Source organism: Bradyrhizobium icense (assembly GCF_001693385.1).
Classification (GTDB): Bacteria; Pseudomonadota; Alphaproteobacteria; order Rhizobiales; family Xanthobacteraceae; genus Bradyrhizobium; species Bradyrhizobium icense.
This window is the reverse complement of sequence record NZ_CP016428.1, coordinates 7,529,728-7,550,066: the sequence shown is the minus strand read 5'-3', so window position 1 is coordinate 7,550,066 and position 20,339 is coordinate 7,529,728. Positions and strand designations below refer to the sequence as shown.

The window sequence follows — 20,339 nt, the reverse complement described above, 5'->3', positions numbered from 1 at the left end:
CCGGTTCGCGTGAAGAAAGCGCGTCAAGACAACAACTAACGCTAGCACAACAAGCAAGTGGCTCAAGTCAGGAAGAACGTCTTGCCGTCGATTGATCTGCTCTCGCGTTTTCGCGATCGCCTTAGCCTGCCACTGATTGCGGCGCCGATGTTTCTCGTCTCCGGCGTCGAGCTGGTGGCAGCCGCTTGCCGCAACGGCGTGATCGGCTCGTTTCCCACGGTGAATTGCCGCAGTCCCGAACAGCTTGATCAATGGCTGACGGACATCGGCAACCGGTTGAAGGCGCATGCGGATGCCAGCGGCAAGCAGCCAGCGCCGGTCTGTGCGAATTTGATCGTGCATCGCTCCAATGCACGGCTGGAGCGGGATATCGAAGTGTTGCTGCGCCACCGGCCGGAGATGGTCATCACCTCGGTCGGCTCGCCCGCGCCGGTGCTCAATGCCTTGCACGATGCCGGCGCGCTGGTGTTTGCCGACGTCGCCTCGATCCGCCATGCCGAGCGTGCGGTCGCTGCCGGTGCCGACGGGCTGGTGCTGCTGACGGCGGGGGCCGGAGGCCAGACCGGCTGGCTCAACCCCTTCGTGTTCGTGCGCGCGGTGCGCGCCTTCTTCGATGGACCTCTGGTCTTGGCGGGCGGCATCTCGGATGGCTACGCGTTGCGCGCAGCGGAGGCGCTCGGCTGCGACCTCGCCTATATGGGTACCAAGTTCATCGCCACGCGCGAGAGCATGGCGGACGCGCGCTACAAGGCGATGCTGGTCGCCAGCAGCGCCGACGATATCTTTCTGACCACGGCGTTCACGGGGCTGCAGACCAACATGCTGCGGCCGTCGATTGCGGCTGCCGGCCTTGATCCCGATAATCTGCCGCAGCGTGGCGCGATCGATATCGGCAAGGACATCGACGTCGGCGCGCGCGAGGACCGCCCCAAACGCTGGAAGGACGTCTGGAGCGCAGGCCATTCCGTCTCGGGCGTGGCGGAGGTGCTCTCCGTCGACGAGATGATTGCGCGCACAGCGGCGGAATATCGGGAAGCTTCCACGCGCGTATGATGTGGCTAGAGAGCGTAATAGAGTTCCCTGCGATCGAGCCACTGCATTTCTGTGATGCAGCAATGCCCAGCGGGCCGAAGCGGCAAATGCCAAGACAAAGCCGCTGCAGTGGCAAACTTCCGACACAGGATGACGGCGAAAACAGGCAATCCGACATGACGCACGCGCGAAGGCAGACCGGTTCCGGTTTTGCCGTCGGGCGCGTTTTTATTCAGCGAGGCCTTCGTGTCGCACAGACTCCTCCCCGCGATCCTGTTCATCTGCGCGCTGTTTGCCTTCCCGGCGTTCGCGCAGCCAGGCGCAGCGCCGGCCGCCCCCGCCGAAAAAGCTGACGTCCTGACGCCCGAACAGGCGAAGCGGGCGCTCGATACGCTGTCCGACGACAAGAAGCGCGCGCAGGTGATCGAGACGCTGCGTGCGGTCGCCAATGCCTCACAGCAATCGCAAGGCGCGACTCCCGCGCCCGAACAGAAATCCGCGATACCGCTCACTGCCGACAGCCTCGGCGCGCAACTCCTGCTGACGGTGTCCGAGCAGGTCCGCGAGATCTCGCGCGAGGTCGCCGACGTGGCGCGGACATTGACGCATTTCCGGGCGTTCTATTACTGGTTCGTGCGGACCGCCAACGATCCGTCGGCCTATCATCAATTGTTTGATATCGCCTGGAAACTGGCGCTGGTGTTCCTCTGCGCCTTCGCTGCCGAGTGGCTGGTTTTCCGTCTCATCAAACGGCCGGTGGCGCTATTGGAAGCGCGTCTTCCGCAAGCAGCGCGCGCCCCGGTTCAGACGCTGGCCTTGGCCGATCCGCCGTCTTCCACGGCTGATGTCACCGCCGCGCCCGAGCAACACCGGCGGCGCCTCAGTCTGGCGCGCACCTGGCAGTCGCTGGTCAGGCTGCCCTTCGTTCTCGGACGTCTCGTGCTTGAATTGCTCCCGGTGCTGGTCTTCCTCGGCATCGCCACGATGTTGCTGGGCACCGATATCGGCGACCTCGCGACCACCCGGCTCGTGATCCTTGCGGTCGTCAACGCTTACGCGCTGATACGTGGGCTGATCTGCCTGGTACGGGCGCTGGCCGGACCTTTCGGCCTATTTCGCGTTCGCGCCGAGACCGCGGCCTACATCGAGATATGGGCGCGGCGCATCGTCACCGTCGCCGTCTCGGGGATTGCCTTCGCCAACGTGGCGCTGCTGCTGGGCCTGCATCGCGCCGGCTACGCCGCACTGTTGCGCCTTGTGATGCTGGTCGTGCATCTTTTTATTGTCGTCGTGATCCTGCAGTGTCGAAGGCAGGTCGCCGACGTCATTCGCGCACCGGCCGGCCGCGACGGCACAGCCGCCAGGGTGCGCAATCGCGTCGCCGGCATGTGGCACTATCTTGCGATCGCGCTCGACCTTGCCTTGTGGGCGGTTTGGGCGCTCAACATCCGCAACGGCTACGCGCTATTGCTGCAATATTTCGTCGGCTCCATCGCGGTTGCGCTGATCGTGCGCCTCGCCACCATCCTGGTGCTGAGCCTGATCGACCGCGGCTTTCGCATCAGCCCGGACCTCAAGCGCCGCTTCCCGGGCCTGGAGACCCGTGCCAACCGCTATCTGCCGCTGTTGCGCAACATCGTCTCAGCCGCAATTGCCTTCATCGGCTTCGTCGCGCTGCTGGAAGTTTGGGGCGTCAATGCCGTCGTCTGGTTCTATGGCGGCCAGATCGGCAGCCGGTTGCTTTCGGCGGTGATGACGATCGGCGTCGCCGCGCTGGCCGCGGCGGCGATCTGGGAAATCACCAACGCGTTGCTGGAACGCAAGATCAACGCGCTCTCGCGTGAGGGGCACTACGCGCGCGCGGCGCGGCTGCGCACCTTTCAGCCAATGCTGCGAACGGCGCTGTTGTGTCTGATCGTAGTCGTCGTGGGCCTCACCGCGCTCAGCGAGATCGGCGTCAATGTCGCCCCATTGCTCGCCGGCGCCGGCATCGTCGGTATCGCCATCGGCTTCGGCTCGCAGAAGCTGGTGCAGGATCTCATAACCGGGCTGTTTCTCCTGCTCGAGAACACCGTGCAGGTCGGTGACAACGTCACGCTGTCAGGCCTATCGGGGGTAGTAGAGAACGTCTCGATCCGTACGCTTCGCCTGCGCGCCGGCGACGGCTCCGTGCATATCGTGCCGTTCAGCGCGGTGACGACGATCACCAATTCAAGCCGCGGCGCCGGCAATGCAGCGGTCAGCGTCAACGTGGCCTACAAGGAAGACACCGACCGCGCCGGCCAGATCCTGAAGGACATCGTCTCCGAGATGCGGCGCGAGCCCGAATTCCAGCACCTGATCCGCGGCGATCTCGAGCTGTGGGGCGTCGACAAGGTGGACGGCTCGATGGCTTCGATCGTCGGTCAGATCCGCTGCACCGATGCCGGCCGCTGGCCGGTGCAGCGCGAATTCAACCGCCGCATGAAACGGCGATTCCAGGAGTACGGCGTGGAAATCGCACCCGCTAGCCAAACCATTCTGATGCAGGTTCCGGCGCCAGCCGACGCCGTCGCGAATGCGCAGCCCCGGCGGGCGGCAGGCTAGTTCGTCACGCAATGTCATCCGCGCGTCTCAACGCAGAATTCGACCAAGAATGCGCGCCGCCTGATCGATCTCCTTTTCATTCCATGCCGCAAAGCCGAGAAACAGGCCCTGCTCATTTGTCCTGTGATACATCATGCTCGATAGCGGCCGGCTGGCGACGCCGGCGTCGAGCAGGCGCGCGGACAATTGCCGGTCGTTCACCGGTCCGCTGCACCTTGCGAGCAATTGCATGCCGCCGGCCGGGGCTTCGGTCGCGAGACGGTCGCCGGCCTCAGCGGCAAGCGCCCGCAGCATGCGGTCGCGCCGGCTCTTGTACAGGCGTGTCATCCTTCTGATGTGGCCGAGATAGGCGCCCGATGCGATGAACTCGGCCAGCGCATCCTGCATCGTGATCGACGTCAGCATTCCCGTGTGGCGCTGCGCGCGCTCGAAGACCTCGATCAGCGCTTCCGGCACGACGAGATAACCGAAGCGAATGTCCGCATACGTCGCCTTCGAAAAGGTGCCGAGATAGAACACGCGCGGCGACGTTGCGAGCCCCTGCAGGGCGGCCACCGGGCGGGCCTCATAGTGAAATTCGCCGTCGTAGTCGTCCTCGATGATGCAAGCGCCGGTGGCTTCGGCGAAACGCAGCAGTTCGAGACGACGGCCGATCGGCATCAGCCGTCCGGTCGGATACTGATGCGACGGCGTGACGAAGATCAGCCGCGGGGTCTCCTTGCGGGATGAGATGATGGCCATGCCCTGCGCGTCGAGCGGTATGGCGGAAACGGTCGCGCCGGCGGCATGCAATGCGACGTTGGCGCCGCCATAGCCCGGGCTTTCGATCCAGGCGTGATCGCCGCGCTCGAGCAGCGCATCTGCGACCAGCGTCAGGCCGGATTGCGCCGTCGGCACGATCAGTATCTGGTCGGCCTTGGCTTTGATCCCGCGATGAACCACGAGATGCCCGAGCAGCGCTTCCTGCAGCGGTCGATGATTGATGGGCCGGTCGCGGCGCAGCGGTGCGTTTCGCGCCGCGCGCCGCAGGCAGCGGCTCCACACATCGTGCGGAAACTCGCGCTCATCCGCCAGCCCGGGCTGAAACGGCCGTGGCCGTCCGTCATGAACAGGCGGCCAGTCCGCCCGCTGCAGGCTGCGCGCCCAGGACGACAGCACCATCCGCTCGCTTCCGGCGCGGCTGCTTCGCGGCGACATCTTGCGGCGATCGAGCGACAGGCCTGCGGCGACGACCGGACGTCGTCCGGCGGCAAGCGAGAGATAGCCTTCCGCGGCCAATTGCTCGATCGCAAACGAGACCGTGTTCCGTGAGAGGGCGAGCGATTGCGCCAGTTGCCGGCTCGAGGGCAGGCGCTGGCCGGGCGCGAGGCGTCCTTTCGTGATGAGGTGCCGCAACTGGTCAGTGAGCTGGCGCGTCAGCGTCGCGCCGCTGTCGCGCGCCAGATGCAGCATCCCGGGCAGCAGGTCGTCCACAACTGGCCCCAGCAAATCGTCAAGACTGGTTCTTTCATTAGGGCCAGTTGAAAGGCTAGGCAATGCCGAGCGGCTCATGACGGGACCTGTTCGAGATGGCCAGTGAACTTTCAACCCGCGGCGCGGCGGCGCTACTTGCCGGCGTCGTGTTCGCGTGGGGAACCAACTGGCCGGTGACGAAGATGATCGTGCACGACGTGTCCCCGCTATGGGCGACGGCGCTGCGCTGCATGATCGCCGCCGCGACGCTGGCGCCGATGTTGTGGGCGCAGGGGACCTTCATCGTGCCGAAGCGCGGCGATCTGCCGGTCGTGTTCTGCACCTCGATCCTGCACCTGGTGGCGTTTTCCGCGCTGGTCGCGGCCGGGCTGCAATTCGTGCCGGCGGGAAGGGCGATCGTGCTTGGCTACACGACGCCGCTATGGGTCGCGATCGGAGCAGCCATGTTCCTGTCTGAGCAGATCACGCGCCGGCGCGCGATCGGTATCGGTTGTGGCCTGGCGGGTCTCGCGATCATCTTCAATCCGCAGACGCTGAACTGGGACGACCGCAACGCGCTGTTCGGCAGCGGCCTGATCCTGCTCGCGGCATTCTGCTGGGCCGGCAACATCGTTTACGTCCGCGCCCACAAGTGGATCTCGACGCCCTTTCAGCTCGTGTTCTGGCAGGTGTTGCTGGCGGCCGCGCTGCTTGCGACCATCGCGTGGTTCGTGGAAGGCACGCTACATATCGCGTGGACATGGCGCCTTGCCGCGTTGATGCTCTATAGCGGAATCATCTGCACGGCATTCGCCAACTGGGCGATGACGATGGTGAACCGGAGCCTGCCAGCCGTCACCACCTCGCTGTGCCTGCTGGCGACGCCGCTGTTCGGAATCGTCAGCGCGACCGCCATCCTGAACGAGCCGCTGGAGCCGTCGCTTTTTCTGGCGATGGCGCTGATCATCGGCGGCATCGCGCTTGGCAGCGTCGCTGGCGGCTCGCTTCGCGCGAAAGCCGCCTAATTCGCCACGAAATACCAATTCTCGTCGTAGCGCTCGAGCCGGCTCGGCGGCTTGTTGGCGAATTCGAAGAAGTGCTTGGGATCGCCGCCCGGCGGCACGTGAAGGAAGCCGGTGAAATAGTGCTTCAGGCCGCGTGAGGTCAAAAACAGCACATAGGTGCCTTGATCCGTCTCGTCGACGACGATGTCGTTGCCTACGGAAACATTCGGTTCGCGGTTGCCGAGCGCGATCAGGCTCTTGTTGTCGGAGACGTTGGGTTTCAGTTCGCCGGCTTCGACGCGCGCCACGATCCGTTCGCGGTCGGCCCGGTGCCAGCGGAAGTTCTGCTGGAGCGCGACCTGGTGCAGCGGCGCGTAGGCGAGAATGGCGAGCGTCAGCGCGCAGATCAGGAAGGGGAGGGCGAACTTCGCTCCACTGGTTCGGATCTTTGGGAGTAGCGAAGCCGACCAGACCATGCAGCCGAAGAACACGAGCGCGACCAGCGGCACGACGACGAGCAGGACGAGGCCGGACGGCCAGTCCGCCATCGACAGTTCGAACGTCGCAATCGACAGCGTGAAGACTGAAATCGCGATGGCCGCTGCCAGCGCGGCGCGAACCGACGGTCCGGCCGCGACTGACGTCGTCTGGGATGTCGCTTCAGCCATGCCGGGCTGTTCCGCTCCGTCGTTTGCTCGCGTCCCCGGCCTTGCCAAGGCTTAACGCTCCGTTAACCATATCGGCCCCAACAATAGCCCCAGACGATGGCCCGCTGCCACGGTCGGACGGCAAATTGAAGGGGTAAGGAATGGATTTCGATCGGCATTTTGCCAAAACCCCGGCGACCCTCGAGGAGATCCGGCGGCGGGTGATGTTTGCGCTCGACCGGCATCCACTGTGCCGCGGGATCGAATTCGACGTCGTCAGCATGCCGCGCAACCGCAAGAGCAACTGGACCGTCACGTTGCAGCAGGTCGCCCCCGACGCGCTGTGGGAGGCCTCCGATATCGTTGCCGATATCCAGGAGGCCTATGAATTGGCCGCAGCGGCCTGATTCCGGGACAATTTCGGGACTTTTTCCCCATCTTTTTCGACCGCGTCAGCGCGGCGATTGGCATCGTATAGCCTCAATTGTCATCCAGTTTTCGGCAAAAGGACCAAACGTCGGCGGGAATGGAGACCTTTTTGACCAAGACTATGACGATTGTCGCGCTGATCTGCTTTCTCGTGGCCGGCGCCGCCGTCACCGCCATTCTCGGCCGCGACAGCGTGCCTGCCGCTCGGTACGAACTGGCGTCGGCTTCCTCCGTTCAGGGCCCGGTCACGAACAAGGAAAGCAAGAAGGATCGCCTCGCGGTGATCAGCTACGCCACCGCCGCGATTGAACCCCAGCCCAGGGATCCCGAGCTGAACGAAGCGCTGCGCCGGGCCTATGCCTCGACTTCGCCCGCCGATATCGGGATGCCGAAGGAGATCGCGGCTCCCACCGTTACGTCCACGACGCCCACCGCCGCCGCGCCGAGCACGGCGCCGGCGCCTGCGCCCGTCAAGCCCAAGGCCGCAGCCAAGCCCCAGCCGCAGAAAGGCTACGCGCTGCTGAGCGATGTCCAGATTGCCGGGATCAAGGACCGCCTGAAATTGTCGGCTTCGCAGGAGTCCTACTGGCCGCCGGTGGAAACCGCGCTGCGCGCCGTCGCCCGCAAGATTCATGCAGGCCGGCAGGCCAACCCGAATGTATCAGGCGTACCGATCGATCCCGAGTCCGCGGAAGTCCAGCAATTGAAATCTGCAGCGATGCCGCTGCTGTTCCAGTTGCGTGAAGACCAGAAGAGTGAAGTCCGCTCGCTCGCCCGCATCATCGGCCTGGAAAAAGTCGCCGCGATGATTTGATCGGTGAGCGCCGCGATCGCAGCGCCGCCGGTTCCAATTCCCTCACAGTGCCGTGCCGGAACATCGACCTCACCCACGCGTTGCCCGCGGGGATGAGGGAGAGTGACGATGCGCACATCAACCGCTTATTTTGCAGGGGCGGGAACCGTGGTCGTGGCGGTCGCCGCCGGCCTCGGCGGTGGATATCTGGCTGCCAACATCGTCAGCCCGCCGATGCAGACGATCTCCAAGCTGGAGCGCCGGATGTCGGCGGAGCCGATACCCGTTTCGACGGCGCCGTCCGAGCCGGTGCCCGCGGCGACGGCGGCGGCCGCCAATCCCGCTTCGGCGCCGGCCCAGGAACAGCCGCAGCCCGAGCAGGCGCAGCCGCAGCCCCAAACGCAACCACAGCCACAAACGACATCGGCAACGCCGCCCGTCAATAATGCTCCGGCCGAAGACAAGACAGCCAACAACGCAGCGGCCGCTCAACCTGTACCGACATCGCCGAAACCCTCGAAGCCAGCCGAACAGGTCAGCGAAAAGACCGCTGCGCCGGAAAAGACCGCCGCGCCGCAGGAGGCATTTGCCAAGGCCCGTGATACAGATCTCAAACGGGCTGCCGCCGAACAACGGCGCGCCGAGCGGCGCCAGCGCTGGGCCGACAAGCGCCGCCTCCAGCAGCCCCGCGAGCAGGAACTCGAGGCGGTCGAGGAGCGGGTCCGGGAAGCGACCGAGCCGCGGCGGATCAGAATCCGCGAAGAAGCCGAGCCGAGGGGGTTCTTTGGCGAGCCCGGGAGAAGGGACATGTTCGTCGAGCCGGCGAGAAGCGAGATACCGCGGATCAGGCTGTTCGAACAGGATGATTGATTTTTCTGCGGCGACCGCAAATGTCGGAGCGTGATGACTTCGAACGTCATCGCGCTCCTTTTTGTTTGGTCGTAATGGCCTGGTGAACGCTTCGCGTTGTCCGCAGAGAATGGGTGGCGCCTTTTCGGATCAGGCCTTTACCCGCCCCGCGATTCCACCACCTTGCGGCAACCGTCCGACAGCTTCGTCTTGTTCGCTTTCAGGCAGGCATTCATCTGCGGCGGCTTGCCGATATGTTCGGCGCAGAATTTTCCGGCATCCGAACGGCAGGCCATCTGCTCCTGGGGAGTGGGGCCGGATTGCGCCTGAGCCAGCGAGCCGGCGGCGAGCGACAGGATCAGGGCTGCGGCCGCGACATGGATCGATTTCATCGTGGATCACCTTTTGACGAGAATGGGAGATTGAAAGCGCGCGAAAACTCGTCGAGGTTGCGCCCGCGGTCCATGCCATGTTCATGGCGTCGGGGCCGCAAATCGCCCCGAGCACACCCACACCATTTTCATGGGATGTTGCCGGACCGCTCGATGGACCATGTACATCTCGCGTCGGCTGCGGTGACCGATCGGCACATCGCAAAGAGCTGCACGCCCAATTCGGGAGAGATGACACATGTTGAAGAAGACAGGTTGGCTGAGCGCAGGTCTGACGCTCGCAGCGTTTTCGGCCGTGGCTTCCTTTGCAGTCGGCGGCGTAAGCTCTGCCCAGGCTGCAGTGGTTTATTGCAAGACGGTCGGCGTGCCGAAGGGCTGCGTCGCGCGCCCGACACCGGTCGCGGCGGCTGCGGTGGTGACGCCGGCCGTGGGCGTTGCCCGTGTTGGCGTCGGCGCTGTGGGCGTCGGAGCTCGGGGCGTTGGCGTTCGTCCCGGCACGCCCATGAACCGCGGTGGCCCGGTCAACCGCGTCGGTCGCCGCTGAGGCAAAGCGTTTTCAAGCGAAGCATGCCCTCGGACTTGATCCGGGGGTGGGCACCGGTTCGCGTAAAGAAAACGCGTAAACTAAAGTGTGCACGCTAACCGCCGTCGCTGTCGGGAAAGCGGTGAGGCAAGGTCAGCCTGACGCGCGTGCCTTTGCGAGTTCCTTGGGCGCAGGAGCTCAGTTCCAGCTCCGCGCCGCAGCGCGCGGCGCGGCTTCGCATGTTGCGCAGACCGCGCGCCGTTTTCGCAGCTCCTGCGGCCCCGCCGTCAGACGCGATCTCAAAGCCCTTGCCGTCGTCTTCGACGGTGATGCAGCCGCGCTCGACGCCATCGGCGCCCGCCAGCGTCTCGATCCTCACCGTAATGCGCCGTGCCTCGGCGTGCTTGACCGCATTGGTCACGGCTTCATCCAGCAGCCGTACGATCTGGATGACGTGCCACGGCCGCAGTTCGGGATGAACCGGCAGGCCCTGCGCCGTGACCGCGCGCCAATCCAGCGCGATGTCATGCGGACGCAGTTGCGCCATGGCGCGTTCGCGCCATGAGCCCAGCGCCAGCATCAGATCGCCGCCGATGTCGTCCATGGAGTCGATGACGAGGCGCAGATCCTTCAGCGCCGCGCGTGCCGCATCGCCTATCCCTGCGCTGCCATTGCCGCGCTCGCTGAGCGCTACGATGCTGACGAGCTGGCCGCCGAGCCCGTCATGCAGGTCGCGCATCAGCCGTGTGCGCTCCCGCGCCAGCGCCGCGGCGCGGGCGCGCTCCTCCTCGCGGGCGAAACTGGCCTTCAGCTTTTCCTCCGCCTCGCGCACCTGGGTGACGAGGCGGCCGGCAAAGCCGTCGACCTGATTGAGCGCTCGGGCGAAGCGCCAGGTCAACCCCGCGCCGATCGCGACCAGCATCGCCGAATAGGACAGCCGCGCGGTGAAGATGCGGTTGGGCATCATCTGAAACACCGAGAGCAGGTCGACGATCCAGCAGGTCAGCATGATCGTGACCGCGCAGCCAAGCAGAAAACTCGCGACGTTCTGCCGTTGCAGCGCCGATCGCGCGGTAACGACGGCCATGATGAGAAGGGAGATGCCGACCATGGGTACGGCGAGAATCAGGAACAGGGCGCGCACCAGCGCCTGATTTCCGAACAGGCCGGCCAGCGCCAATGCGATGCCCGGAATGAAGATGATCCAGGCGTAGCGCTGCCACTTCCAGCCCGAGAGCAGCAGCGCAAAGACCAAGACCAGCGCGCTTTCGATCGGCGCGGAGGAAATCAGGATCACGTTCAACCTGGAAAACGGCGTCTCGCCCATAGGCGTTTGCAGGAACGCCTGGCCGACACCCACGGCCATCGCCGCCGCCAGAACGCCATAGGCCGGCTCATGGCGCCGCATCACCCACATGATGCCGAGGATCACGGCCAGAATCGCCTGCCAGGACGAGAACACCACCGGCAATGTGACGAACACCAGCGTTCTGAGATTATAGGTCGGACGCAACGCTTCATCCGGGCCGACCCAGATGCGATCGAGAAAGCCTGATATCGGACCCCAGATGAACAGCCGGATCGAGATGGCGTTGTCGCCGTCGCGCAGCACCGATGCGGGGATTACCGCAATCGCCGGCGTGTTCCGGTCGGGCCGGTTGGCGGCGGGATCGCGCCGGCTGTCGAGGATCACGACATCGTTGACGGTAACCTCGACACCGTTGGTGAAGCGCGGCAGGAACACCGACCAGGCCTGCGAGGTCTCGCCGGCCGGGCGGACGAAGTGTCCCTGGAAACGCGGCGGATCGTTCATCGCATTGCGCAACGGGGAGAAGTACGGCAGCGTCACCGGCCGCTCGGCGCCGGCTTCGGTGAGCTGAAAGGCCGTCACCTGATACTGCGCGGGAGGTCCGGGCAGCGATTGCAGAAGCACCGCGACGCCGGCGACGGCGATTACCGCCTGCAACAGCAGATACTGGATGAGACGGGACGATCGCAGCCGACGCCGCGCGCGGCCGGGCAGCTCCGGTTGCACGTCGTCGCCGTGATCGTTCACAACTTGATCAAGCCCTGCTGGACCGCCTCGAACACCGCCTCGCCCCGGGTATGGACCTCGAGCTTGCGATAGATACTCTTGATATGCCCGGGCACAGTCTGGCGTGACAGGCCGAGATGGCTGGCAATCTCGGCGTAGCTAAAGCCCTTGGCGATGCCCCAGAGAATGTCGATTTCGCGTGGCGTCAGTTTGGCGGTGTTGAGTACTGGACCGGGCGGCGGCTCCGGCGTGCTCTGGGTTCGGCGCACGATGAAGCGCGCGATCGAGGCCGAGATCGGCGAGTGTCCGGCGACGAGATCGCGCACGGTGGCGGCGATGTCGGTCGGGAAGGCGTCCTTGAGCAGATAGCCGGTCGCGCCGACGGTGATCGCCGAAATCACGCTTTCCTCGTCGCCGAGGATCGAGATCACCATGATCTCGGTGTCGGGAAAGCGCTGCCGCGTCTCGCGGATCAGGTCGACGCCATGGCCATCCGGCAACTGAAGATCGGTCAGCAGCACCTTCGGCGCGCCTTGCGCAAGGCAGGCGCGGGCTTCGGCGAGCGTGCCGGCGGCCCTGACCTGGTACCCGGCCTTGGCCAGCGCGTCCTGCAGCCGCCAAAGCGTCGGCGCGTCGTCCTCGACCAGCACGACCGTGATGGCTTCCGCCCTGGGCCCATCGCTCAATGAATTCATCTGAAAACTCCGGCTGCCTGTCCCTGCAGCCCGCACAAGTGTAACCCCGCGGCGGCTTTTTGCGACACCCATGTTCATGGGACGGGATTATTACGAGGTCGAGGAGGCGAAAGGAGCGGAAAAGGCCTATACGATTGCCTCTTAACGAGGTCGCCGAAATGCCGAACCCCACCAAGAATGTTCCGCCGACAAAAACCGCTTCCGAATCCCGCCGCCTTGCCGTCACGCCCGAGGACGTCACGGCCGCGGCCGCGTCCATTGCCGGGTCGGTCGTCGTCACCGAATGCGACCAGAGCCGGACGCTGAGCGAGATCTGCGGCTGCAGCCTCTGGCTCAAATTCGAGAACCTGCAGTTCACCTCGACGTTCAAGGAGCGCGGCGCGCTCAACCGGCTGCTGGCGCTGTCGCCGGAGGAGCGGCGGCGCGGCGTGATCGCGATGTCGGCCGGCAACCACGCGCAGGGCGTGGCCTATCATGCCAGCCGGCTCGGCATTCCCGCTAGCATCGTGATGCCGGTCGGCACCCCGATGGTGAAGATCGAGAACACGCGGCGTCACGGCGCGAATACGATCATCTCCGGCAAGACGCTGGAGGAGGCCGGCGAATTTGCGCGCACGCATGGCGAGGCGCACGGCATGATCATGATCCATCCTTACGACGATCCCTTGATCATCGCTGGGCAGGGCACCATCGCGCTGGAAATGCTCCGGGCCGCGCCGCAGCTCGATACGCTAGTGGTGCCGATCGGCGGCGGCGGGCTGATTTCCGGCATGGCGATTGCGGCCAAATCGCTGAGGCCGGACCTGCAGATCGTCGGCGTGCAGGCGCAGCTCTATCCCTCGATGTACAACGCCATCAAGGGCCAGCATCTGCCGATGCGCGGCGACACGCTTGCCGAAGGCATTGCAGTGAAGGTGCCGGGCCGGATCACCACCGAGATCATCCGCCATCTCGTCGATGACATCGTTCTCGTCACCGAAGATCAGATCGAGCGGGCGGTGACGATGCTGATCGCAATCGAAAAGACCGTGGTCGAGGGCGCCGGCGCCGCCGGCCTTGCGGCGGTGCTGGCGACGCCGCAGCGTTTTGCCGGCCGCAATGTCGGCCTTGTGCTAACTGGCGGCAACATCGACACGCGGCTGATCGCCTCCGTGCTGACCCGCGAGCTCGCGCGCGAGGGCAGGCTGACCCAGATCGCGATCGACATCGTCGACCGTCCCGGCCAGCTCGCCGCCGTCTCGGCGCTGCTCGCCGAAGCCGGCGCCAACATCATCGAGGTTTCACACCAGCGCACCTTCTCCGATCTTCCCGCCAAGGGCACCTTGCTCGAAGTCGTTATCGAAACGCGGGATCGGGCGCATCTAGATGACGTGATGAAGCGGCTCGGCGAAGCGGGGTTTGTCGCGTGGCTGCCCGGGCGACGATAAGCGTAGCGTTTTCGAGCGAAGCATATCCCCCGGATTGTGGCAGCCCTGCTCACTGGAAAATGGGCGGTCAGGGGCGCATATTTGTAGAATGACAATCGTCAAATGCGATTGTGGCGCTGAGTACCAACGCACTGAGGAAAAGTTCTTGGTGCCGCACACCGGCCACGCATCCTGTAAAATCTGCGGGGCTACGTTAGAGTCTTGGTCCGAAACCACCCACGTTCCCACATTCGATCTGGTCAAACGTCCAGGCGGAAAGCCGGTTTGACCGTCAAACCAACATACTACCGCCCCCGAGTGCCTGCGATCACGATCCCGAGCCGCCGTTTCACCCGCTGCCGGCTTGCCGGCCGCCCAGAGGTCCCAGGGAACGATCTGCGCCCAATGGCGTAGGATTCGGGTGGCGTTGCCTGAACAGACGCCACGAGGGGCTCCAGTTCTTGCGCCGTCGGTCCGACTCCGGGGCTGGAGCCACCTTGGAGCTTCGCGCCTGGGCCTCGGCGATCCCCGCGCGGGGCTGCGTTATGTCCGGCCTCCGGCCGAGGATCCACACCCGAGGAGTAACACCATGACCCCACACATCCCCGAGGATTTTTCCACCAGGTTGATCGACTGGAGTCCCTTCGTGATCATGGGCCACACGATGCCGCCCCGGGATCCTGATGAAGACGGAGAGGACGAGGATGAAGAGGAAGAAGACGAAGAGGAGAGCGCCGACGAACCGGCGGTCGTGCGCGAGCCGGACGAAGACTAGAGCATGATGCTTTCAAGATTGGGCATAGCCCGAGCTTGACACCGTCTGGCTCCATCACTTCGTCGATATGGCGAGGTGCTTCCCAGTTGGCCAGTATTCCTGACCGCTTCAGCGAGCATGACGTAAGGCCGGCCTTCAGTCCAACAGAGAAGGAGTGTCCGATGAAATCGCATTTGCTGCTCACGGCGAGCGGTCCGTTGCTCATTCTCACGTCGCACGAGTCGTTGCGCGATCCGAATTTCCTCGGGAAGCTCAAGCAAAAAGGGATTGGCAAGTTCGTCGCATTTGAGGTTCCAGTGTCGCTCGCCAGGGAGCGCTACGGCGGGCATTTTCAAGCGGTCGAGAGTGATCTGCACGAGACCGATGATTTGAGAGTGCTCGACTTCAACGGCCAGCGGGTCTTTCAGCTCTTTCGTTTCGATGAACTCGGTGCACCGACCCTTCAAGAACAGCCGTGATCTGGTTTTGTCGCCCCTCAATTCACCAGCCGCACCGTGCCGGCGTCGCTGACGTCATAACCGCCGAGTTCGCCCGCGCGATCGTGGAAGCCCGGCCCGCGGATGAAATCGAACAGCGCCTGCGGTCCCTTCCCGAAGTAGTCGCGCTGGCGCATCACGAGATCGAAACGCTCCCAGACGAGCGGCAGGAAATCGAGCCCCGCTGATTTCGCCACGCTCCGCGTCGCGATGCCGCAATCGATGCGGCCGGCGCGGATCGCCTGGGCGATATCGGGGCCGGTCGGGAAGGCGGGCTTTGCCAGTTTCAGATCGTCGAGCGCGATGCGTGCGCGAGCGAGTAGCGCGAGCAGCAGCAATTGCGCGCCGGCGCCCGCCGGGCGTTGCGCCATGCGCGCGCGTGAGGTCGCGATCGAGGCCATGTCGCTCAGGCCCAGCGGATTGCCTGATGCAACCATAATTCCCTGCTCACGCCGGGCAAAGCCGAGCACGACCGCATCGTGCAAGCCGGGCGCATCGGCGACCGTCTCGACATTGGCGCGCTCGTCATCGCCATCAAGGCGGTGCAGGTGGATCGCCGCGACCAGCACATCGCCCCGCGTCAACCGCCGCAGGCCTTGCTCGCTGCCTTCGGGCAGGCTGGCGAGGCCGCAATTGCTTTCGCGCAAGGCCCATTCCAGCAGTGGATCGTGACTGCCGCCAACGATCGGCGGCGCTGCCACCTGCGTCAGCGCGGCCGGCGCGATCAGGCCGGCGGACACCCAGCGGTCCAGCGCCGTGCGCGGAAACAGCCAGCGCCCGGTCACCTTGCTGCAAGGCACTTCGCGGTTCGCCACCAGCTCGTAGAGCTTGCGCTCGGAAAGGCGGAGATACTCGGCCGCTTCGTCTGTCGTGAGGAGTTCCGGCATCGGCACCAATATGCACCTGAATGCAGTTATTACAGAAATTGACCACATCGTCGCTATCTGCGCAAGATAGACGGCGTTAATGGAATTACAAATGCCAGAGCTATCAGCCCTTCAGCTCGTCCTCAGCGGAGATCCCGCGCTGTTCGCCATCGTGCGGCTGTCGCTCTATGTGAGTCTGTCGGCGGTGCTGCTGGCCGCGCTGATCGGCATTCCGCTCGGCGCCTGGATCGCGCTGACGAGATTTCCCGGCCGCCAGGGCGTCATCGTCCTGCTCAACGCGCTGATGGGCCTGCCCCCGGTCGTCGTCGGTCTCGCAGTGTACCTCGCACTGTCGCGCTCCGGGCCGTTCGGCGCGTTCGGCCTGTTGTTCACATCAACCGCCATGATCATCGCGCAGACCGTGCTGGTCACGCCGATCATCGCCGCGCTGACGCGCCAGACCATCGAGGATCTCTGGCTCGAATACCGCGATGAACTCACCGCAATGAACCTTGGCCCGGTCGGCCGCGTCATGGCGCTGATCTGGGATGCGCGCTTCAGCCTGGTCACGGCGCTGCTCGCCGGCTTTGGCCGTGCGGCGGCGGAGGTCGGCGCCATCATCATCGTCGGCGGCAACATCGAGGGCTTCACCCGCACGATGACGACGGCGATTGCGCTGGAGACTTCCAAAGGCGACCTGCCGCTCGCGGTCGGCCTCGGCCTCGTGCTGATCGCGATCGTGATCGCCGTCAACGCGCTGGCCTGGAGCGTGCGCCGCGCCGGCGAGCGATTGGCAGGATGACCATGCGCGCGCCCTCAAGCGAACTGCCGATTGAACTGGACGGCGTCACGGTGGCGGCCGGCGGCGTCACGATCCTCGACGACATCGCGCTCGCGCTGGCGCCGGGCCCGCCGACGGTATTGATCGGCCCCAACGGCTCGGGAAAATCGACGCTGCTGCGCCTGACGATGGGGCTGGTGGCGCCGTCGCGCGGACGCATCACCTGGGGCGGGCTGGAAAACGTTCCGCCGCTCAAGCGCGCGATCGTGTTTCAGCGCCCGGCGATGCTCCGGCGCAGCGCTGCCGCCAACCTCCGTTTCGCGCTGCGCGCCGCCGGCATCCCGCGCGCGGAGCATGCACGCCGCATCGGCGAATTGCTCGAACTGGTCGGCCTTGCTCATCTCGCCGACCGCGCGGCCCGAAGGCTGTCGGGCGGCGAGCAGCAGCGGCTGGCGCTGGCACGCGCGCTTGCGCGGGATCCCGCGGTGCTGTTCTTGGACGAGCCGACCGCAAGCCTCGATCCAATCGCCACCAAGGCGGTGGAAGACATCATCCGCGCCGTCAGCGAGCGCAACATCAAGGTCGTGATGGCGACCCATGATCTCGGCGAAGCGCGCAGGCTCGCCGGCGAGGTCGTGATGCTTCACCGCGGCCGCATTGTCGAAAAGGGTGCAGCCGCATCGTTCCTCGACGCGCCGCAAACCGCCGAGGCGAGGGCGTTCCTCGCGGGAGAACTACTGATTTAGAGCATGATCCGGAAAAGGGGTTGCCGGCTTTCCGAAACGATCATGGGAAACTGAAAATGGGAGAAAATAAATGAACATGCTCACGCGCCGCCTGCTGATTGCGGCCACGGTCACGCTTGCATTTGCAAGTCACGCCGTCGCGCAGGACAAATCGATCGTGGTGGCCTCGACCACCTCGACGCAGGATTCCGGTCTGTTCGGCCACATCCTGCCGATGTTCAAGGCCAGGACCGGCATCGACGTGAAGGTGGTGGCGCAGGGCACGGGACAAGCGCTCGATACCGGCCGCCGGGGCGATGCCGACGTCGTGTTCGTCCACGCCAAACCTGCGGAAGAAAAATTTGTGTCCGAAGGTTTTGGCGTGAAGCGATATCCCGTGATGTATAACGACTTCATCCTGATCGGCCCGAAGAGCGATCCGGCCCGCATCAAGGGCTCAAAGGATATCGTCGCGGCGCTCAGCGCGATCAAGGCGAAGGCCGCAGACTTCATCTCGCGCGGCGACAAGTCCGGCACTCACCAGGCCGAGCTCAATCTCTGGAAGGTCGCCGGCATCGACATCGCGAAAGACAAGGGCGCCTGGTACAAGGAGATCGGGCAGGGCATGGGCGCTGCGCTCAACACCGCGTCCGCCTCGAATGCCTATGTGCTCGCCGATCGCGGCACCTGGCTGTCGTTCAAGAACCGCGGCGACCTCGTGATTTCAGTCGAAGGCGACAAGCGCTTATTCAACCAGTACGGCGTCATGCTGGTGAATCCGGAAAAGCATCCGAGCGTCAAGAAGGATCTCAGTCAGCAATTCATCGACTGGCTGATATCGGCTGAGGGCCAGAAGGCAATCGCCGGCTACAAGATCAACGGTGAGCAGTTGTTCTATCCCAACGCCAGCGATTCCGGTGCGTGATGCGCCGTTGCGATCAGTCCAGTGCAGCGATCATGGTTCGCGCGTAGTCGGCGGCGTTTTGTCGGACTTGATTGCTGGATCCGTGATCAGGCGATAGGTCGGCACCCACGCGGTATCCCACTTTTCGAGCATCGCGCCGCAAGCCGTGCACTCAAAACAGTCGATCTCGCGCGAGGCCGCCATCGCCTCGGTGCGGTGGTAGATCGCGCCACATCTGCAATATCGCCGACTTCCGATCACCATGGATCTTTAAGCCTCGGCGCGAAGCGGCACAACGCTACTCTCGTCGCAGGAACTGCCGTTCATATTCATGAATGTTTGTTCAAGCAGCTGTCGTAGTCTTAATGTCGCAGACAGGAACGTGCGAGCGGTGTGGTGATTAGACTCCGGTAGAGCCGACACATTTAGAGCCGACACATTCACTGGAGTTCGATGATGAAGAAACTGGCTATCGTATTTGCCGCTGGTGCTGCTGCGCTGATCGGCGGTTCCGCTGCCAACGCCGCCGACAATGCGGTGAAGGCGAAACCTTCGACGGATGTCGTGCGGTCTTCCACTGACTTCAGCGCCCATCGCCGCCACTGGCGCCATCGGCACCACCACCACTGGGGCCACCATCACTACCGCCCGCACTACCGTAGCTACGGCTACTATGCGCCGCGCTCGTACGGCTATTACGGTCCCCGCCGCTATTACGGCGGCGGTCCCGGCATAACCTTCAGCTTCGGTACCGGCGGCTATCGATGGTAGGATAGACCGGTGAGACAAAAAGCCCGCAGCAATGCGGGCTTTTTTCTTTCCCCGGACGCGGCGCAGCGCGCAGCGGTACGCTGCAGAGCGGGGCCCATGCGATATAGACGCAGCCATTGATCGTGGGTCCCCGCTCTGCGTCGCGTCACTGCGTGCCGCGCCGCGTCCGGGACACGCTGTCTGGGGGCAGCCGCTACAGTTCCCGCGATGCTCTCGATGACTTTGTTCGGCTGTTGTCCGACGCAAAGCGGGTGCCGGATTGCTTGCCGAGCTTCCGTGTCGCAGCCTTTCCTGCCAGCCGGGTTACCCGGGCATGCGCATTCCGGTACGCCGTACGTACGGCCTTTGCGGTTCGACTTGCAACAACCCGCCGCTTCTTGAGCGCCGCGTGGCTCTCTTCGGCGATATCGGCCTTTCGCAACATCACGCTGATGGAAGGCGCCAGATCGACCGGAATTTCGGCGACCTGGTCTTCCTTCGACAGGCCACCGACTCCTTCGCATGGTGCCTTGTCCGGCAGGTCCGTCGGCATGTGGACAGTATTGTTTTCGTCCGTCCAGGCCTCGGCCTTGTGGCCGGTGATGATCTTGACGTAAGCGCGCGTTTCCTTCGGCAACGCGCCGCGCCGCGATAACCACTTCTCGATCCTGCCGCCGCCCGCATTATACGCGGCCGCCGCAAGCCCGAGATTTCCGAACTGATTATGAAGCTTGCGAAGAAATCTTGCCGACGCAGGAATCGCCTGCAGCGGATCGAACGGGTTTCTCAAACCCATTTCGACTGCGGTTTGCGGCATGAATTGCGCAATGCCCTGCGCGCCTGCAGAGCTGACCTCCGCAATCCGAAACCTGCTTTCCTGCCAGAGCAGGCGCGCGAGAAATCCGATCGGAATATCGTTTTCCTCAGCGGCCGCCTTCACCGCTTCACAGATCAGGTTCGGTGACGCGGACCCGTCGCTGACGGAAGCGGCTGCATGAGCGGCGGCATCGGCTGTCGTTCCCGTCTCGCGTGGCGCGGCAACCACGTTTGTTGCGTCCGATTCTTGTGAATGCTCGACCGACGCGGTCACGGTTCCCGTGTGAGAATTCGATGTCGTGGCGGGTTCCGATTGCGCTTCGGCAACAACGAAAGATAGTTCCGATACTGACCTGATTCCGGAACTTTCAAAATCCACCGAGATCACAAACACAGCAATCAC

21 protein-coding genes are annotated in these 20,339 nt (G+C 64.3%); 14 read left to right on the top strand and 7 right to left on the bottom strand.

The window, feature by feature from the left end; translation table 11 throughout:
* Positions 1-81 precede the first annotated feature (81 nt).
* Together LMTR13_RS35020 and LMTR13_RS35015 are read left to right on the top strand one after the other, a co-directional pair.
* On the top strand, positions 82-1,053 hold the full coding sequence (locus LMTR13_RS35020) for an NAD(P)H-dependent flavin oxidoreductase (RefSeq protein WP_065731715.1): 972 nt from the start codon (positions 82-84) through the stop codon (positions 1,051-1,053).
* A 225-nt stretch (positions 1,054-1,278) separates the two neighbouring features.
* Positions 1,279-3,618: a mechanosensitive ion channel domain-containing protein gene (locus LMTR13_RS35015; RefSeq protein WP_065733232.1), complete on the top strand. Its 2,340-nt coding sequence runs from the start codon at positions 1,279-1,281 to the stop codon at positions 3,616-3,618.
* 27 nt (positions 3,619-3,645) lie between these two features.
* Here LMTR13_RS35015 and pdxR read toward each other — a convergent pair whose 3' ends face one another.
* Positions 3,646-5,091, bottom strand: coding sequence for a MocR-like pyridoxine biosynthesis transcription factor PdxR (gene pdxR, locus LMTR13_RS35010; protein WP_236843232.1), 1,446 nt, complete (start codon positions 5,089-5,091; stop codon positions 3,646-3,648).
* Between the two features lie 95 nt (positions 5,092-5,186).
* Here pdxR and LMTR13_RS35005 point away from each other — a divergent pair, with 95 nt between their 5' ends.
* Complete coding sequence (locus tag LMTR13_RS35005) at positions 5,187-6,095, top strand: DMT family transporter (protein ID WP_065731714.1); 909 nt, start codon at positions 5,187-5,189, stop codon at positions 6,093-6,095.
* Here the strand turns inward: LMTR13_RS35005 and LMTR13_RS35000 are convergent.
* Complete coding sequence (locus LMTR13_RS35000; protein WP_065731713.1) at positions 6,092-6,742, bottom strand: hypothetical protein; 651 nt, start codon at positions 6,740-6,742, stop codon at positions 6,092-6,094. The genes LMTR13_RS35005 and LMTR13_RS35000 overlap by 4 nt on opposite strands.
* Positions 6,743-6,882: 140 nt before the next feature.
* Here LMTR13_RS35000 and LMTR13_RS34995 point away from each other — a divergent pair, with 140 nt between their 5' ends.
* The 3 genes from LMTR13_RS34995 to LMTR13_RS34985 all read left to right on the top strand — a co-directional run bounded on the left by LMTR13_RS34995 (position 6,883) and on the right by LMTR13_RS34985 (position 8,813).
* Positions 6,883-7,128 (top strand): hypothetical protein, encoded by a 246-nt coding sequence (locus LMTR13_RS34995; protein ID WP_065731712.1) that lies wholly within the window; start codon positions 6,883-6,885, stop codon positions 7,126-7,128.
* A 131-nt stretch (positions 7,129-7,259) separates the two neighbouring features.
* Positions 7,260-7,964, top strand: a complete 705-nt coding sequence (locus LMTR13_RS34990) for a hypothetical protein (protein WP_065733230.1) — start codon at positions 7,260-7,262, stop codon at positions 7,962-7,964.
* A gap of 108 nt (positions 7,965-8,072) precedes the next feature.
* Positions 8,073-8,813 (top strand): hypothetical protein, encoded by a 741-nt coding sequence (locus LMTR13_RS34985; protein WP_156795907.1) that lies wholly within the window; start codon positions 8,073-8,075, stop codon positions 8,811-8,813.
* 137 nt (positions 8,814-8,950) lie between these two features.
* Here LMTR13_RS34985 and LMTR13_RS34980 read toward each other — a convergent pair whose 3' ends face one another.
* The gene (locus tag LMTR13_RS34980; RefSeq protein ID WP_236843231.1) at positions 8,951-9,184 is read right to left on the bottom strand and encodes a cysteine rich repeat-containing protein; all 234 of its coding nucleotides are present in this window, start codon (positions 9,182-9,184) and stop codon (positions 8,951-8,953) included.
* Between the two features lie 238 nt (positions 9,185-9,422).
* Here LMTR13_RS34980 and LMTR13_RS34975 point away from each other — a divergent pair, with 238 nt between their 5' ends.
* Positions 9,423-9,728 (top strand): hypothetical protein, encoded by a 306-nt coding sequence (locus LMTR13_RS34975; protein ID WP_065731710.1) that lies wholly within the window; start codon positions 9,423-9,425, stop codon positions 9,726-9,728.
* 94 nt (positions 9,729-9,822) lie between these two features.
* Here the strand turns inward: LMTR13_RS34975 and LMTR13_RS34970 are convergent, their stop codons facing one another.
* Together LMTR13_RS34970 and LMTR13_RS34965 are read right to left on the bottom strand one after the other, a co-directional pair.
* Positions 9,823-11,763: a sensor histidine kinase gene (locus LMTR13_RS34970; protein WP_065731709.1), complete on the bottom strand. Its 1,941-nt coding sequence runs from the start codon at positions 11,761-11,763 to the stop codon at positions 9,823-9,825.
* Entirely contained in the window at positions 11,760-12,437 is a 678-nt protein-coding gene (locus LMTR13_RS34965) for a response regulator (protein ID WP_065731708.1), read from the bottom strand. Before LMTR13_RS34965 ends, LMTR13_RS34970 begins: the two co-directional genes overlap by 4 nt.
* A gap of 158 nt (positions 12,438-12,595) precedes the next feature.
* Here LMTR13_RS34965 and LMTR13_RS34960 point away from each other — a divergent pair, with 158 nt between their 5' ends.
* From LMTR13_RS34960 to LMTR13_RS34950, 3 genes are all read left to right on the top strand, one after another.
* Positions 12,596-13,864, top strand: coding sequence for a threonine ammonia-lyase (locus LMTR13_RS34960; RefSeq protein ID WP_065731707.1), 1,269 nt, complete (start codon positions 12,596-12,598; stop codon positions 13,862-13,864).
* Positions 13,865-14,432: 568 nt separating this feature from the next.
* Positions 14,433-14,618, top strand: coding sequence for a hypothetical protein (locus tag LMTR13_RS34955; protein ID WP_065731706.1), 186 nt, complete (start codon positions 14,433-14,435; stop codon positions 14,616-14,618).
* Between the two features lie 161 nt (positions 14,619-14,779).
* On the top strand, positions 14,780-15,076 hold the full coding sequence (locus LMTR13_RS34950) for a cytosolic protein (RefSeq protein WP_065731705.1): 297 nt from the start codon (positions 14,780-14,782) through the stop codon (positions 15,074-15,076).
* A 17-nt stretch (positions 15,077-15,093) separates the two neighbouring features.
* Here the strand turns inward: LMTR13_RS34950 and LMTR13_RS34945 are convergent, their stop codons facing one another.
* Positions 15,094-15,981, bottom strand: a complete 888-nt coding sequence (locus LMTR13_RS34945; protein WP_065731704.1) for a helix-turn-helix transcriptional regulator — start codon at positions 15,979-15,981, stop codon at positions 15,094-15,096.
* Between the two features lie 91 nt (positions 15,982-16,072).
* Between LMTR13_RS34945 and LMTR13_RS34940 the strand changes: the two genes are divergently transcribed.
* The 4 genes from LMTR13_RS34940 (at position 16,073) to LMTR13_RS34925 (ending at position 19,141) form a co-directional block, all read left to right on the top strand.
* On the top strand, positions 16,073-16,762 hold the full coding sequence (locus LMTR13_RS34940) for an ABC transporter permease (protein WP_065731703.1): 690 nt from the start codon (positions 16,073-16,075) through the stop codon (positions 16,760-16,762).
* 2 nt (positions 16,763-16,764) lie between these two features.
* Positions 16,765-17,487: an energy-coupling factor ABC transporter ATP-binding protein gene (locus LMTR13_RS34935; RefSeq protein WP_156795906.1), complete on the top strand. Its 723-nt coding sequence runs from the start codon at positions 16,765-16,767 to the stop codon at positions 17,485-17,487.
* 76 nt (positions 17,488-17,563) lie between these two features.
* Complete coding sequence (locus tag LMTR13_RS34930; RefSeq protein ID WP_065733228.1) at positions 17,564-18,391, top strand: ABC transporter substrate-binding protein; 828 nt, start codon at positions 17,564-17,566, stop codon at positions 18,389-18,391.
* Between the two features lie 435 nt (positions 18,392-18,826).
* Positions 18,827-19,141 carry a hypothetical protein gene (locus tag LMTR13_RS34925; protein WP_065733227.1) on the top strand — a complete coding sequence of 105 codons (315 nt, stop codon included), beginning with the start codon at positions 18,827-18,829 and terminating at the stop codon, positions 19,139-19,141.
* Between the two features lie 193 nt (positions 19,142-19,334).
* On the opposite strand, the gene LMTR13_RS34920 is transcribed toward LMTR13_RS34925, so the two are convergent.
* Positions 19,335-20,165, bottom strand: coding sequence for a transglycosylase SLT domain-containing protein (locus LMTR13_RS34920; protein ID WP_236843230.1), 831 nt, complete (start codon positions 20,163-20,165; stop codon positions 19,335-19,337).
* Positions 20,166-20,339: the final 174 nt, after the last annotated feature.

Excerpts from the sequence above, each read along its gene's own strand:
- LMTR13_RS35005 (WP_065731714.1), top strand. The coding sequence starts at position 5,187 with ATGGCCAGTGAACTTTCAACCCGCGGCGCGGCGGCGCTACTTGCCGGC.
- LMTR13_RS34930 (WP_065733228.1), top strand. The coding sequence starts at position 17,564 with ATGCTCACGCGCCGCCTGCTGATTGCGGCCACGGTCACGCTTGCATTT.
- LMTR13_RS34955 (WP_065731706.1), top strand. The coding sequence starts at position 14,433 with ATGACCCCACACATCCCCGAGGATTTTTCCACCAGGTTGATCGACTGG.
- LMTR13_RS34965 (WP_065731708.1), bottom strand. The coding sequence starts at position 12,437 with ATGAATTCATTGAGCGATGGGCCCAGGGCGGAAGCCATCACGGTCGTG.
- LMTR13_RS34925 (WP_065733227.1), top strand. The coding sequence starts at position 18,827 with ATGAAGAAACTGGCTATCGTATTTGCCGCTGGTGCTGCTGCGCTGATC.
- LMTR13_RS34945 (WP_065731704.1), bottom strand. The coding sequence starts at position 15,981 with ATGCCGGAACTCCTCACGACAGACGAAGCGGCCGAGTATCTCCGCCTT.
- LMTR13_RS34940 (WP_065731703.1), top strand. The coding sequence starts at position 16,073 with ATGCCAGAGCTATCAGCCCTTCAGCTCGTCCTCAGCGGAGATCCCGCG.
- LMTR13_RS34985 (WP_156795907.1), top strand. The coding sequence starts at position 8,073 with ATGCGCACATCAACCGCTTATTTTGCAGGGGCGGGAACCGTGGTCGTG.
- LMTR13_RS34975 (WP_065731710.1), top strand. The coding sequence starts at position 9,423 with ATGTTGAAGAAGACAGGTTGGCTGAGCGCAGGTCTGACGCTCGCAGCG.
- LMTR13_RS34950 (WP_065731705.1), top strand. The coding sequence starts at position 14,780 with ATGAAATCGCATTTGCTGCTCACGGCGAGCGGTCCGTTGCTCATTCTC.
- LMTR13_RS34960 (WP_065731707.1), top strand. The coding sequence starts at position 12,596 with ATGCCGAACCCCACCAAGAATGTTCCGCCGACAAAAACCGCTTCCGAA.
- LMTR13_RS34980 (WP_236843231.1), bottom strand. The coding sequence starts at position 9,184 with ATGAAATCGATCCATGTCGCGGCCGCAGCCCTGATCCTGTCGCTCGCC.
- LMTR13_RS34935 (WP_156795906.1), top strand. The coding sequence starts at position 16,765 with ATGCGCGCGCCCTCAAGCGAACTGCCGATTGAACTGGACGGCGTCACG.
- LMTR13_RS35000 (WP_065731713.1), bottom strand. The coding sequence starts at position 6,742 with ATGGCTGAAGCGACATCCCAGACGACGTCAGTCGCGGCCGGACCGTCG.
- LMTR13_RS34995 (WP_065731712.1), top strand. The coding sequence starts at position 6,883 with ATGGATTTCGATCGGCATTTTGCCAAAACCCCGGCGACCCTCGAGGAG.